Origin of the sequence: Bacillus sp. NPDC057893 (assembly GCF_042796455.1) — a bacterium.
Taxonomy (GTDB): domain Bacteria; phylum Bacillota; class Bacilli; order Bacillales; family Bacillaceae_G; genus Bacillus_A.
Map to the genome: position 1 here is coordinate 1,375,856 of NZ_JBHVNG010000001.1, position 12,764 is coordinate 1,388,619.

10 protein-coding genes and 1 pseudogene are annotated in these 12,764 nt (G+C 32.7%); 8 read left to right on the plus strand and 3 right to left on the minus strand.

Features of this window, described 5'->3' with window-relative positions:
• Positions 1 to 115: 115 nt before the first annotated feature.
• Positions 116 to 343: pseudogene (locus ACFVQC_RS07365) on the minus strand (hypothetical protein).
• Between the two features lie 267 nt (positions 344 to 610).
• Here ACFVQC_RS07365 and ACFVQC_RS07370 point away from each other — a divergent pair.
• The 8 genes from ACFVQC_RS07370 to ACFVQC_RS07405 all read left to right on the plus strand — a co-directional run bounded on the left by ACFVQC_RS07370 (position 611) and on the right by ACFVQC_RS07405 (position 9,906).
• Positions 611 to 1,738 carry a serine hydrolase domain-containing protein gene (locus ACFVQC_RS07370; RefSeq protein WP_377897883.1) on the plus strand — a complete coding sequence of 376 codons (1,128 nt, stop codon included), beginning with the start codon at positions 611 to 613 and terminating at the stop codon, positions 1,736 to 1,738.
• Positions 1,739 to 2,023: 285 nt separating this feature from the next.
• Positions 2,024 to 3,181 (plus strand): agmatine deiminase family protein, encoded by a 1,158-nt coding sequence (locus ACFVQC_RS07375; RefSeq protein WP_377897885.1) that lies wholly within the window; start codon positions 2,024 to 2,026, stop codon positions 3,179 to 3,181.
• A gap of 133 nt (positions 3,182 to 3,314) precedes the next feature.
• Positions 3,315 to 3,734: a phosphate-starvation-inducible protein PsiE gene (gene psiE, locus ACFVQC_RS07380; protein ID WP_377898141.1), complete on the plus strand. Its 420-nt coding sequence runs from the start codon at positions 3,315 to 3,317 to the stop codon at positions 3,732 to 3,734.
• A 189-nt stretch (positions 3,735 to 3,923) separates the two neighbouring features.
• Positions 3,924 to 4,856, plus strand: a complete 933-nt coding sequence (locus ACFVQC_RS07385) for a bestrophin family protein (protein WP_377897887.1) — start codon at positions 3,924 to 3,926, stop codon at positions 4,854 to 4,856.
• A gap of 229 nt (positions 4,857 to 5,085) precedes the next feature.
• The gene (locus tag ACFVQC_RS07390) at positions 5,086 to 6,063 is read left to right on the plus strand and encodes an agmatine deiminase family protein (RefSeq protein ID WP_219919478.1); all 978 of its coding nucleotides are present in this window, start codon (positions 5,086 to 5,088) and stop codon (positions 6,061 to 6,063) included.
• A gap of 42 nt (positions 6,064 to 6,105) precedes the next feature.
• Entirely contained in the window at positions 6,106 to 6,927 is an 822-nt protein-coding gene (locus tag ACFVQC_RS07395) for a MerR family transcriptional regulator (RefSeq protein WP_377897889.1), read from the plus strand.
• Positions 6,928 to 7,008: 81 nt separating this feature from the next.
• On the plus strand, positions 7,009 to 8,751 hold the full coding sequence (locus ACFVQC_RS07400; RefSeq protein ID WP_377897891.1) for an amidohydrolase: 1,743 nt from the start codon (positions 7,009 to 7,011) through the stop codon (positions 8,749 to 8,751).
• A 108-nt stretch (positions 8,752 to 8,859) separates the two neighbouring features.
• Entirely contained in the window at positions 8,860 to 9,906 is a 1,047-nt protein-coding gene (locus ACFVQC_RS07405; protein ID WP_377897893.1) for an agmatine deiminase family protein, read from the plus strand.
• Positions 9,907 to 9,954: 48 nt separating this feature from the next.
• On the opposite strand, the gene pepF is transcribed toward ACFVQC_RS07405, so the two are convergent.
• Positions 9,955 to 11,742, minus strand: coding sequence for an oligoendopeptidase F (gene pepF / locus ACFVQC_RS07410; RefSeq protein ID WP_377898143.1), 1,788 nt, complete (start codon positions 11,740 to 11,742; stop codon positions 9,955 to 9,957).
• Positions 11,743 to 11,860: 118 nt separating this feature from the next.
• Complete coding sequence (locus ACFVQC_RS07415) at positions 11,861 to 12,658, minus strand: arylamine N-acetyltransferase family protein (protein WP_377897895.1); 798 nt, start codon at positions 12,656 to 12,658, stop codon at positions 11,861 to 11,863.
• Positions 12,659 to 12,764 lie beyond the last annotated feature (106 nt).

Consider the following 12,764-nt stretch of genomic DNA (forward strand, 5'->3'; position numbering starts at 1 on the left):
AAAAGAGCGTTAAAAATGTAAATCTTTTATGAAGAAAATCTAAAGAAATGTCGTAGGAGTGACATTTCTTTTTTAATATGTTGTATAATCAAGTTAAAAATGAGATTCGTTTTCATTAACGTTCATTTCCTCTTTTGAAGTTACCTGTAATTTTAGCCATAATAAGTTGTTTTTCTTTTTCATTATTTGCCCGAGTTATTTTGTTTAAAAATTTTTCAGCGTCATTTCCTTTTAAAAATATAATCTATTTTACGTAATATTCAATTATAACCATTTTATTTTTTGTTACCTGATAATGAAATATCAAATCATCTAAACGATTGCGTTTATCAGTCTTTTTCAAATTAACAGCTCCATTCTTGTTAATGTGTAGCGAATGTTACATAAGAAATTGAAATTCAAGTTGGATGCATCCGATTGTAAGGTGGAAATTTTACAAAAAAGAAATACAATAGAGAGTAGTCAAAATTTGAGTGTAAGAAAAAGGAATCTAGTGTAATATGATGAATGATAGATAGATTATAAAATGTTTGAAAATTAATAGATATAGCATAAGAATAGAATGGAATAGAATAGTATAAAGTGAAATTGGATAAAAGAGGGTTCCTATATGTTTAAGAAATGGTTAATCGTTTTCTTTGTTTTTGCTATTTTTTGTGGGAGTGTCGCTGCACTCATACATGCAAATAAAGAAAAGAAATACAGTTTGAAGGCATTTTCGAATTTTGAGGATAAGGTTGGAAATGATAAACCGAAAGTTGATGCAAATCAGCAAAAACGTTATGATATTGCAGCAACGAAACTCGATCAATATTTAAAAGATAAAGGATTTAACGGAACGGTTCTCGTAACAGATAAAAATAATGTAGTTTTACGAAAAGGCTACGGGTATGCGAATGTGAAAGATCAAGTATTAACAACGCCAAGAACGAAATATCGAATTGGTTCTATTACGAAAACAGTCGTTGCAATATCTATCATGCAACTAAGAGAAAAAGGGAAATTGAATATTGAAGACAATGTAAATAAGTATATTCCATCGTTTCCGGCAGATAAAAATATTACGTTACGAAATTTGTTAACACATACGTCCGGGTTACCAGATCAGGGACAAGGTAGTGTTGATGCGGCGTCACGTTTAAAGTTAGTAACATGGATTGGAGCGCAAAAGTTGCAATTTCCTGCAGGAACAGGATGGAAATATACAGATTATAATTATATGGTACTTGCGTATATTGTAGAAAAGTTATCGAATAAAACGCTGGCTGAATATGTGAAAGAAAATATTTTTACTCCTGTTGGAATGCATGAATCTGGGATGGGGGCAACTTTTCCTGGAGATATGTTTTTAGCAGAAGGATATACGAAAAAAGATAATGAGTTAGTAGTTACGCCTCGTTTAAGAATGAATTGGCTATATGGTTGTGGTGAAATGTACACTACAGTTGATGATATGAGAAGGTTAGATGAGGCAATTATGGATGGGAAGCTGCTTTCTAAACAAAGTTTATCAGATATGTTTACTGTATCACCCGCTAGAAAGTATGGATTTAGTTTCTATATTTACCCAGATTATTATCATAATCATGGTGTATTAGCTGGTTGGAACACATTTAATAATTTTAATTGGGATAAACGAACTTTTGTAATTCTTTTCTCCAACGTGCAAAATGGAATGAATGATGCATTTAATCAAGAGTTTAGAAAGATGGCGAAAGATTTAATAGAAGGAAAATAATTATTTGAAAATCGGTATTGATATAAAATTATCAATACCGATTTTTTTATTTAGTGAACAAGCAGGTATGAGAGGGGATTAATAATAGAATAAATTTATGAAGGAAGTTAAATGATAGTAGTGTTAAATATAGGAAATTTACTTTGTGAATGTCATCTATTTGTATTGAAATTATGTGATTATCATGCGGAAGAATAATTGGTAATTTTTACATTGATGAAAAAGCTTGAGCTTCACACTATGTTAAGCCTTACATTATTGGAGACATGAACAGGAGGTTGAAAAATGAAAAAAATAGTAAAGTTTTGTTTAATAGCTACATTATCTACAATGATTATTAGTGGGTGTTCTTTTGAAGGAGGTAATGAAAATGCAAAAGGGAAAGAGAGTGAAAAGGTAGAGGCACAGAAAAAAGTTGGAAAATATACGATGCCGGATGAAAAAGATAAACATGAAGGTACATGGCTACAATGGCCACATGAATACACATATGGTCAAGAGTATAAGCAGGAAGTTGAACCTATTTGGATTAAGATGGCAAGTGCTTTAACTGAGGGTGAAAAAGTCCACATTGTTGCATACGATGAGGAGGAGAAAGAGCGAATCAATAAGCTTTTAATAGATAAAGGGCTAAATATGGAGAAAATTGATTTCTTTATCGCTCCTACTGATGATGTATGGGCAAGAGATAGTGGACCAATTTTTGTTTATGACAATAATAAAAATCTAAAAATATTAGATCCAGCATTTAATGGTTGGGGGAAGAAAACTCCTTATAAAAATGATGCCCGTGTACGTGAGAATGTTAGTAAACAATTAGGGATTGAAAGAATTGATTGGGGGAAATTCGTCCTTGAAGGTGGCGCAATTGAATTAGACAGCAATGGGACTGCTTTATTAACTCGAAGTGCAGTAACGAATAAAAATAGAAATCCTGATTTAACAGAAAAGGAAATTGAAAAATATATAAGTGACCTTGGGGTGACAAACTTTATTTGGTTAGACGGAGTGCCTAATTTAGATATTACGGATTTTCATATTGATGGATTTGCTAAATTCCATGATAAATCTACCATTGTAACGATGAAAGAAGATGACTTGGCGGAATGGGGCTTGTCAAACAAAGATATGGATAAATTGTTAGATGCAAAAAATGCTTCAGGAAAGAAATATAAGTATGAATACTTACCGCTTAGTAAAGATAAAGTTACTTTAGAAGGTGGAAAAACTCTCGATTATAAGGGATCGTATATCAATTATTATATTGGGAATAAAGTGGTATTGGTTCCTAATTATAATGATCCAAATGATAAAATTGCAAACGATACGATTCAGAAGTTATACCCAGATCGCAAAGTAGTGGGAATTGACGTGAGAGAACTTTATAAAAATGGCGGAATGATTCATTGTGTTACACAGCAACAACCCATTCAATTGAAGTAATCGATTATAGTTTCGCTATTTTGTCTTGTTTTAACATCTGTAATAAGAGTTAAATGTATAATTATTATGTAATGATAATTAAATATAAATATATTGTCAGTATTGTTTTATATGGAAAAGGAGAAAAATGTTTGTGTTAAAGAATATAAAAAGAGTTTTTTCGTTGTTCCCTATCGTTCTACAGTACATTTTAAATGTTGCTTTGATCTGTTTGGGAATTGTTTTAAGTGTGTTTCTGATGAAAGAAGTTATTCAATTTATACAAGAACTTAAATTCAATAGTGAGGAATCTAGTTATCATTTGATTGATAGTATCGTCGTATTCTTTTTATATTTTGAATTCATCGTAATGATTATAAAGTATTTTCAAATGAACTTTCATTTTCCATTACGTTATTTTATATATATAGGTATTACGGCTATTGTTCGTCTAATTATTATAGACCATGATAGTCCAATGGATTCATTGTTATATGCTTGCGCGATTCTTGTATTAATTAGTGCTTTATTCATTGCAAATTCTAGAATAATGCGTCGTGATTTAGAAGAGTGAATATTTGTTGTTTAAATCAAAAAAGATGTTTTATCTTTTGGTAAAAAGGAGTAACGGTATTGAAAGAAATAATCTTAACCAGTTTCATAATAATAGGGTTTATGATTCTACTATTTAATTGTATCCTTTCATAATTTTTAAGATGAAAGAAAGTGTACAATAGTAGTCAAGAAAGAGGTTTTGGTAAATATGGTTCATTACAATAATCAAAATAGTTTACATCAAATATTTACATTAAAGGGAACAGTTGTAAGAGGTATTTTTCCGCAAATTTTATTATATATATGCGTTTCAACGGTAGTAACTGTGATTAATTATTATTATGTAGCAATAAAAATGAATCAAACTCCTTGGGTAATTGTTGGAGGGGCTTTAGGTCTACTGTTAGTTTTTCGTACTAACACTGCTTATGATAGGTATTGGGAAGGTAGAAAGTTATTTGGTACGATTGGTGCTTGTACTAGAAATTTAGCAGTTAGTTTTTTATGTTATTGGGAGCCCGAAGGGAAAAAGACGGATCAGGAAAAACTAAAATTTTTACATCTATTAATTGCTTTTCCAAAGATAGCGAAAGGACATTTGAGAGATGAAAAAGATTTATCTGAAATAAAAGCATTGTTTGATATTTGTTCTGAGAAGGAAAGAGAAATGTTGACGGAGTCTATTCATTTACCGATTAGTATAGTTTTTATGTTAAAAACTATACTATCAAAAGGTTTGAAAACGGGTCAAATTCATCCAAATGCAATAATTAATATGGAAGCTGATTTGAATACCCTGCTTACGGCTGTGGGTGGATGTGATCGGATCAAAACAACGCCTATTCCTTTTGCATATTTTGCTCATATTAAAATTTTACTGCTCATATTTTGCGGGACTTTATCGATTGGTCTTGTTGATAGCCTTGGATGGTTTACGGTACTTGCAACTACGTTTATAAGTTTTGCATTTATAGGAATTGAAGCAATAGGGGTTGAAATTGAGGATCCATTTGGTCAGGATCCAAACGATCTTCCGCTTGAAGCAATTTGTATAGGGGTAGAAACGCATTTAGTAAATTTATATAATCAAAACGCCCTATTAGAAGTCATGGATTTGAATCTTGATAAAAAAATCATCTAATCCTTCATTGTGTACGACGATTGAAATTTTAAAATCTTGTCAAGAGTCAGTTTACGGCTTAGCGACGGCTTTATATTTTTTATATAAATATATAATATTTCTCCGTGCTATAATCCGTTCATGAAATGTGCACGTTTCAAAAATTGTAATGAAAAGAGAAATGAATTGGGGAATAGTTGGCTTATTGAAAACAGTTATTCAATCATTATTAAAAAGTGAGGTAAATAATATGGAACAACAACATAATGGAATTATTTTTACTGCAATACCAGACGAATCGAATGAATATTATCAACCATTTTATGAAGACATTATTTATTTTAATGAATACTTAAATGAAAATAAAGCATTTACCGATCAACTTATATCTTTATCTGTTGAAGAGCAAGACTTTCATACAAGCTTTTTTGAGTATGATGATATTTGGCTAAGAGATGTTGCACCAGTTGTAACAAATCATCTAGTTAAATTTAAATATCAACCAAATTACTTACCGAAAGATCAAGGACGATATTTAGATCAACAATTTAATAAATGGTTGAAAAAGAACGACTTTGAATATGTGACATCTCCATTGATATTAGACGGTGGAAATCTTATTTGGAATAAAAAAGATACCGTTATATTAACGGAACGCATATTTGATGATAATTATGATTGGACGGAAGAAGAAATTATAGAGCAACTGGAATGGGATTTAGATGTGAGTCGGGTTATTATTATTCCTGCTGAAGAAGGAGATGTACTTGCACACGCAGATGGAATGGTTAAATTTATTGATGAACATACAATGTTTATTAGTGATTTTTTAGGAGATCATGAATTTAGATATAATGTTCAAGAAATTATTCAAGAGCAAATGCCAGAAGCTGAATTTATAGTTGTTCCTTCTTCATATACAGAGAAAGGACAATATGATCAAGAAATAGCATCGGCAAAAGGGTTATATATAAATATGTTAGAAACATGTGATACGATTTACATTCCTAAGTTTGGATTAGCTAAAGATGGGGAAGTTTTACGATATATTCAACAACATACTAAGAAACAAGCTATTCAAATTCATGTAGGAGAAATATCGACAATGGGAGGCGCGATGAATTGTTTAACGTGGTATTGTCCTAGTCATTTGTTACCTTCAAAAATGAAAAAGCTGAACGATCAGAATGAAGGTTCTTCAATCAGAAAAATATTTGATTGGTTTTAATAAATAAGTTTATATAAGAAAATATATTCAAGGGGTATTTATATGTATACAATTACTGAATTTTCACGGATTTGTAAAATGAGTACACGAATGCTAAGGCATTATGATAAAGAGGAGATATTAAAACCAGCATATGTGAATCCGGTAAATGGATATAGATATTATGAGCAAGGGCAGTTAGAAATAGCATTGAAAATTAAAAAGCTGAGAGAGTACAAGTTTCCTTTACCGAAAATTAAAGTCATTCTCCAGTCAGCAGATCAAAATTCATTTATTAAACATATGCAAGCGCAAATTATAGAGTTGTCTCATGAGGTGAAACAAAATTTACAGGTTATTTCTGAAATGAATGAAATGGTAAGTATGAACAATGGTCTTAATATTGCTCGTCATAGAAGTTACGATATATTAATTGGAATGAGAAATGAAATAACGGTAATTGCTCAAAGATTACAAATAGATATAGATGATATGGATGATTATTTTTATGACTTATATGAAAATGTACAAAAAAATAGCTTTCAAATAGTCGGTTCTCCATCCGTAGTTTTTTATGATAAAGAGTATATTCCAAATCACAGTGATATTGAATTAAGAATTCCGATTATGGATGATGACAATAAAGGTGTATTACAAGAGTGCGAAATAAAAAAGCTAAATCAGCATCAAATTGTTACTACTATGCATTATGGCAGCTATGACTATATAGGTTATGCTTATATGGCATTAGAAGAGTGGGTGGAAAGTAATGGCTATATAATAGATAGTCACCCATATGAAGTTTATATAAAGGGACCTGAATGTGATTGTTTAGTAGAGGAGTATGTGACACAAATTTGTTTTTTAGTTACGAAAATAGGATGAGGATAAGGATTGACATTAACATTATGTCAATCCTTATTCTATATACGAGAGCGATTTATCATAATAAAAAGGAGAAAGAATATGAAAAGAAAAATCTTACTTATTTGTCTGGTTCTTAGTATGGTATGGATTTCAGCATGTACGCCTGAAGTAGGAGAAGGTGAGAATGGTAGCTCTGCTCTACCTAGTCAGTTGCCTAAAAATGTAGTGTTTAAAAATGGTACAATCTATACTTCTAATGAAAAGCAAGAAATGGCAGAAGCTGTAGAGCTTAAAGATGGGAAAATCACTTTTGTCGGTTCAAATAAGGATGTAGAAGAGTTGATTAATAAAGATACGAAAGTGATAGATTTACAAGGACGTCAAATCCTTCCTGGTTTTGTGGACAATCATAATCATATTTTTGAAGCGAAATCACCAGCAGCGGGGAATTGTAATGTCTCACCAGATGCTGGGCTGCAAGAACAACGCTCATATTTAAAGGCTTGTAAAAAAGATGTGAAAGATGGGGAATGGATAAGTGGAACGGGATTTAGTTTGGAAGAGCTGTTAAAAGATATGGACGAAAAGTCAGAACAACAAACTCCATTACAAGTTCTTGATGAGTTATTTCCTAATAACCCAGTATTAATTATGGAAAGAACCTCTCATTCTGTATGGGTTAACTCGAAAGCATTGGAGCTTTCTGGTATAAATCAAGATACGAAAGATCCGCAAGGCGGAAGAATTATTCGGGATCCAGAAACAGGAGAACCGTTTGGTATTCTTTATGATACAGCTGGGGATATCGTGATGGAGAAAGCATGGAATTCTCAATCAAATCTTTTTGAAAAAAACTATGACGGTTTGCTGGACGGCTTAGATGAAGTTGCGAAGAATGGTATTACTACAGTCGGTGATGGACGTCTCTATTGGAAACGAGGCTGGTTAGATGTTTGGAATAAAGTAAATGATGAGAAAAAGCTAACGTCGCGAGTAGTAATTCGTCCGTGGGTGTATCCGAATTTAAATGAAGCAGAACAAATGGAGTATTTCAAAAAAATTAAGCGTGATGATGTATCATCTCGAATGCTTATTAATCAAGTGAAAATGTATAGTGATGGAATTAGTATTAACAGCACAGCTAAAATACTAGAAAAATATAAATTTGAGTGGTTTAAAGGGACTCCATATGGTTTGAACTATATTCCAGAAGAAAAGATGAAGTGGTGGTTGACTGAACTTAATAAAATTGGTTATGGTGCATTGATTCACGCGATTGGAGACGGCGGGGTAAGAGAGAGTTTAAATGCAATTGAAGCAGCGAAAAAAGAAGGGGCGAATCAGCCTTATACGCTTACGCATGTGGAAATGGTAGAAGATAGTGATATAAAACGTTTTGCTGAGTTAGGTATTAGCGCTGATTTTCAAGTAGGTCATGATTTTGCAGAAGATCCTAAACAAAGCTGGGCAAGTACGTATTTTTCAGATCAACAGATGAAACGAATTATGCCGTTAGGGAAAATTTGGGGAACGGGCGCGAATGTATCACTTAGTAGTGATTGGGATGTAAACGAACTGAATCCACTTGTGACAATTTCGAATGCATTAAGTATTGATGAGAAAGGCTTGTCTGATGTACATGCAGCTATCGATGCTTATACAATTAAGCCAGCTAAAGCATTAGGTCTTGATAATATTACTGGCTCGATTGAAGTAGGGAAATCAGCGGATATCGTAGTACTAAATGAGGATATTACTAAAATGAGTGTCGATAAGATTCCAAATGCGAAAGTTTTAATGACTGTTTTACAAGGGGAAGTAGTTTATCATAAGGAGAAATAGCGAGTGATCTTATAAAGTTTCCGCAAGTAAAATAAAGATATTTCTGTTGACCTTAACACGATGTCAAAGTTTAAACTGAACTTACATTCAAAGAAGGGGTGAACATGTATGATGAATATACAGAATAGTTTGTTTCATATGCCTGCTGAGTGGGAAAATCATGAGGGGACATGGCTTCAATGGCCTCATGATAGAACTCATAGAGGTGAAGGTTATAGAGCTAAGTTAGATGGTATTTGGGTAGCGATGGCTAAGGAGCTTCATTACGGAGAAAATGTGCATATAGTTGTATTTGATGAGGAAGAAAAAGTACATGTCCAATCGAAGTTAATGGAAGCGAAAGTGAATATGGATAAAATTGATTTCTTAATTCAAGAAACTGATGATATTTGGATAAGAGATAATGGGCCTATTTTTGTGAAAAATAAGGAAGGGAATTTTTCATTAACACATTGGATTTTCAATGGTTGGGGAAATAAATACCCGTATGAAAAAGACGCTGATATTCCAGAGAAAATAAGTGAAATGTATAGCATTCCAAAAGTTGAAGCAAGTGTTTGTCTAGAAGGTGGAGGAATAGAGATAAACGGAAACGGGACCTTAATGGCGGCAAAAACTTCTATTATAAATGAAAATCGAAATCCTACACTAAGTCAGGAAGAGATTGAAATGGAGTTAACGAAGTATTTAGGGGTAACGAATTTTATATGGATAACTGGTATTCGCGGTGAAGATAATTATGATGAAGATACGGATTATCATATTGATGGGGCAGCACGTTTTGTAAATGAAAATACGATTCTTTATGAATATGATCCTTTCGGGGAAGGAGAGGCGTACCTTTTGGATGCGCAAGAAAAGCATTATCAAGAATTGCGACAAGCGAGAAATATAGATGGAAGTCCATTTCAACTCATCCCAGTACCGGTAACAAGAAAAGTGGTAAAAGAGGCAGACTGTAAAGGTTCGTATTTGAATTTCTATATTGGCAATGAAGTTGTATTGGTTCCTATATACGGTGATGAACATGATAAGTTAGGACTGCAAATCATTGAAGGGCAGTTTCCAGGCAGAAGAATCGTTGGTATTCATGTAAATGCACTGTATGCGTATGGTGGTATGATTCATTGTGTGACGCAGCAACATTTAGCATAAAGTAACCGAAATGAAAAAAGCATGCAGAGTATACACTCTGCATGCTTTTTATAATGCTGAAAACTCTTCAACGAGTTGGGTGAATCGATTTAATGCACTTTCAATCGGTTCTGGTGTAGTTAAATCAACACCAGCCTTTTTCAGTAGGTTTAATGGATAATCAGAGCTGCCACCTTTAAGGAATTCGATATAGTTTTTCTGAACATTTGGATCACCGCTTAAAAGTTTATCAGCAATTTGGATTGCAGAAGCGAAGCCAGTTGCGTATTTGTACACGTAAAATGGACGATAGAAATGCGGTATTCTAGACCATCCATATTTTACTTCTTCATCAAATACAAGTGAATCACCGTTATATTCTCTAAATAGCTTTTCATAAATTTCGCTAAAGACTTGGGCGTTTAATGGTTTACCTTGCTGAGCCATTTCATGTGTGATTTTTTCAAACTCAGCAAACATGATTTGTGTAAAGAAAGTACCTTTAAAGCTCTCGATAAAGTGGTTAATTAAATGATTACGCACGTTCGTTTCTTTTGCTTCTTTTAATAAATAGTGAATTAATAACACTTCATTTACCGTAGAAGCGACTTCTGCAACAAAGATAGTATAGTGTGCAGAAATTCTTGGTTGGTATCCGTGTGAGTAATGCGTATGCATACCGTGACCGCATTCATGAGTAAGAGTGAAAAGGCTATTTAAATCATCATGATGATTTAAAAGAATGAAAGGATGAACACCGTATACACCAAAGTTATAAGCGCCAGAACGTTTTCCAGGTGTTTCTCTCACGTCTATATAGCGTTTATCTTTAAAGCTTTTTAATGTTTCGATATATTCTTCACCTAAAGGAGCTAGTGACGCGATCATTATATCAAATGCTTCGTCGTATGGAATGTCTTGTTTTACACCTTTTACTAAATCAACACTCAAGTCGTATTGTCGTAGTTCATCTACATTTAATTTTTCTTTTCTAAGCTCATTATATGTATGTAATGATTGAATGTTTTTTTTCGTCGTATCGATTAAATTTTCATATACTTCTTTCGGAACCATATCGCCAAATAATGATTTTTCTAAAGCTGATGGATATTTTCGTAGCTTTGAAACAGTAACATTATTTTTAATAGCTGCAGATAAAGTAGAAGCAATGGAGTTTTTCAACTGAACATACGGTTTGTAATAAGCTTTATAAGCTTCTTTACGTTTCTCACGATTCTCATCTTCTATTAACTTTGCATACATTCCGCGTGTTAAGTTTACTTTCTCTCCATCATCAGTAGTCACTTCACCAAAAATCATATCTGCATTATTTAACATGCCAAATGTATGCTGCGGGGAGGAGAGTGCTTCACCCATTTGAGATAAAATCTCTTCCTGGTCTTTATTCAAAACGTGTTTTTTATAACGGTATAACTCAAATAAGTCTTCTTTATAATAGTGTAAGCCTTCTGTTTCTTCTATGTAAGAATGTAATGTGTTTTCATCTACACTAAGCAAGAATGGTGAAAAGAAAGATTTAGCCGCACTTACTTTCACATGTAACTGCGATACTTTATCGACAAGAGCTTGGTTTGAAGTATCACGTGTATCAAGGTCAGAATGTAGTCTTGCATAAGCGAACATTATTGATAATATGCTAGATATCTCTTCACTCTTTGTTAAGTAAGCTAGCAGACTCTTCCCATCATGAATATTTCCATTAAACTCGTTCAATTCATTCGTTAATACTTCAATTTTATTAAAATCGTTTTCCCAGTCTTCAATTGTATGGTAAATGTCCGTTAAATCCCATTTTTCTTTATCAGCGACTTGTAGTCGATCTTTAAGTTCTGTCATAATCATTTCCTTTCTAAACATGTGGTTATATTCCTATATAACTATGAAATACAACAAATTGCAAAAAATCCCTGCTGGAAAATAAAAATCCTTGCTGTAAATAGCAAGGATTAAACAGTTATAGTGTAATTCCGAACTTTGAATGTAAAAGATTTGTATATTGCTCGTCTGTAACTTCTTCTTTAGATTTTTTACCGTCTTTTGTTATTGTAAGACTATCTTTTGTTAAAGAAGCGTGTCCGTCATGTGTAAGTTTTACAATAAGAGGTACTTTGTTAAATGGTGAGTCCTCATGTTCAACGATGATTTTTTGTGCTGCATTCGCTTTCGCTTTCGTTTCATCCACTTCTTCTATATAAAATGCATAGCCTAACGTCCAATCATCAGCAGAAGATTGATCCAGAAACTCATTGTTTTTACGCATTTCTAAAATGTAATTTCCTTTTTCAGTTGTTTCTTTGCGAATACGATAATCTCCTGTTACTGAGTGAACGACTTCACCTGAGAAAGGAACAGGTGCAAGAGGTAAGTATGATCCGAATCCCACTTCAATTAAATAAAGTGCATGATGAAGTTTTAAAACAGTTGCGATATGTCCGGAATCGACAGCCCATATAGAGTTTGCAGCATTATAAACTGTCCCTGAAACTAAATAAACATCCAATCCAAAGTCTTTAAGAAAGTAATACATAGTAGGATTTAGTTCATAACAAAGACCGCCACGGTTGTTTACTAAAATTTTTTCTTTTAAATTCTCTTTTGATATTTCTTTAAAGTTATTTTCGAGAACATTTAAGTTTTCAAATGGAACAGTTTGCGCCATTCTATACATAATTTGAGATAAATCTTCAAATGATACGGTTTCTTTTTCTTCTATATGTAAACGTGCGAAAAATTGTTTTTGAAAGTCTGTCATAGAAATCCCTCCATCATACTTTTATAGATAAATTGTATACAATTTTGAATACGATGTGAATTTTAAACTATGTGGGGGTACTTGTGGAATAGTTGAATTCATATTT

Excerpts from the sequence above, each read along its gene's own strand:
- pepF (WP_377898143.1), bottom strand. The coding sequence starts at position 11,742 with ATGACAGAACTTAAAGATCGACTACAAGTCGCTGATAAAGAAAAATGG.
- ACFVQC_RS07400 (WP_377897891.1), top strand. The coding sequence starts at position 7,009 with ATGAAAAGAAAAATCTTACTTATTTGTCTGGTTCTTAGTATGGTATGG.
- ACFVQC_RS07390 (WP_219919478.1), top strand. The coding sequence starts at position 5,086 with ATGGAACAACAACATAATGGAATTATTTTTACTGCAATACCAGACGAA.
- ACFVQC_RS07385 (WP_377897887.1), top strand. The coding sequence starts at position 3,924 with ATGGTTCATTACAATAATCAAAATAGTTTACATCAAATATTTACATTA.
- ACFVQC_RS07405 (WP_377897893.1), top strand. The coding sequence starts at position 8,860 with ATGATGAATATACAGAATAGTTTGTTTCATATGCCTGCTGAGTGGGAA.
- ACFVQC_RS07370 (WP_377897883.1), top strand. The coding sequence starts at position 611 with ATGTTTAAGAAATGGTTAATCGTTTTCTTTGTTTTTGCTATTTTTTGT.
- ACFVQC_RS07375 (WP_377897885.1), top strand. The coding sequence starts at position 2,024 with ATGAAAAAAATAGTAAAGTTTTGTTTAATAGCTACATTATCTACAATG.
- ACFVQC_RS07415 (WP_377897895.1), bottom strand. The coding sequence starts at position 12,658 with ATGACAGACTTTCAAAAACAATTTTTCGCACGTTTACATATAGAAGAA.
- ACFVQC_RS07395 (WP_377897889.1), top strand. The coding sequence starts at position 6,106 with ATGTATACAATTACTGAATTTTCACGGATTTGTAAAATGAGTACACGA.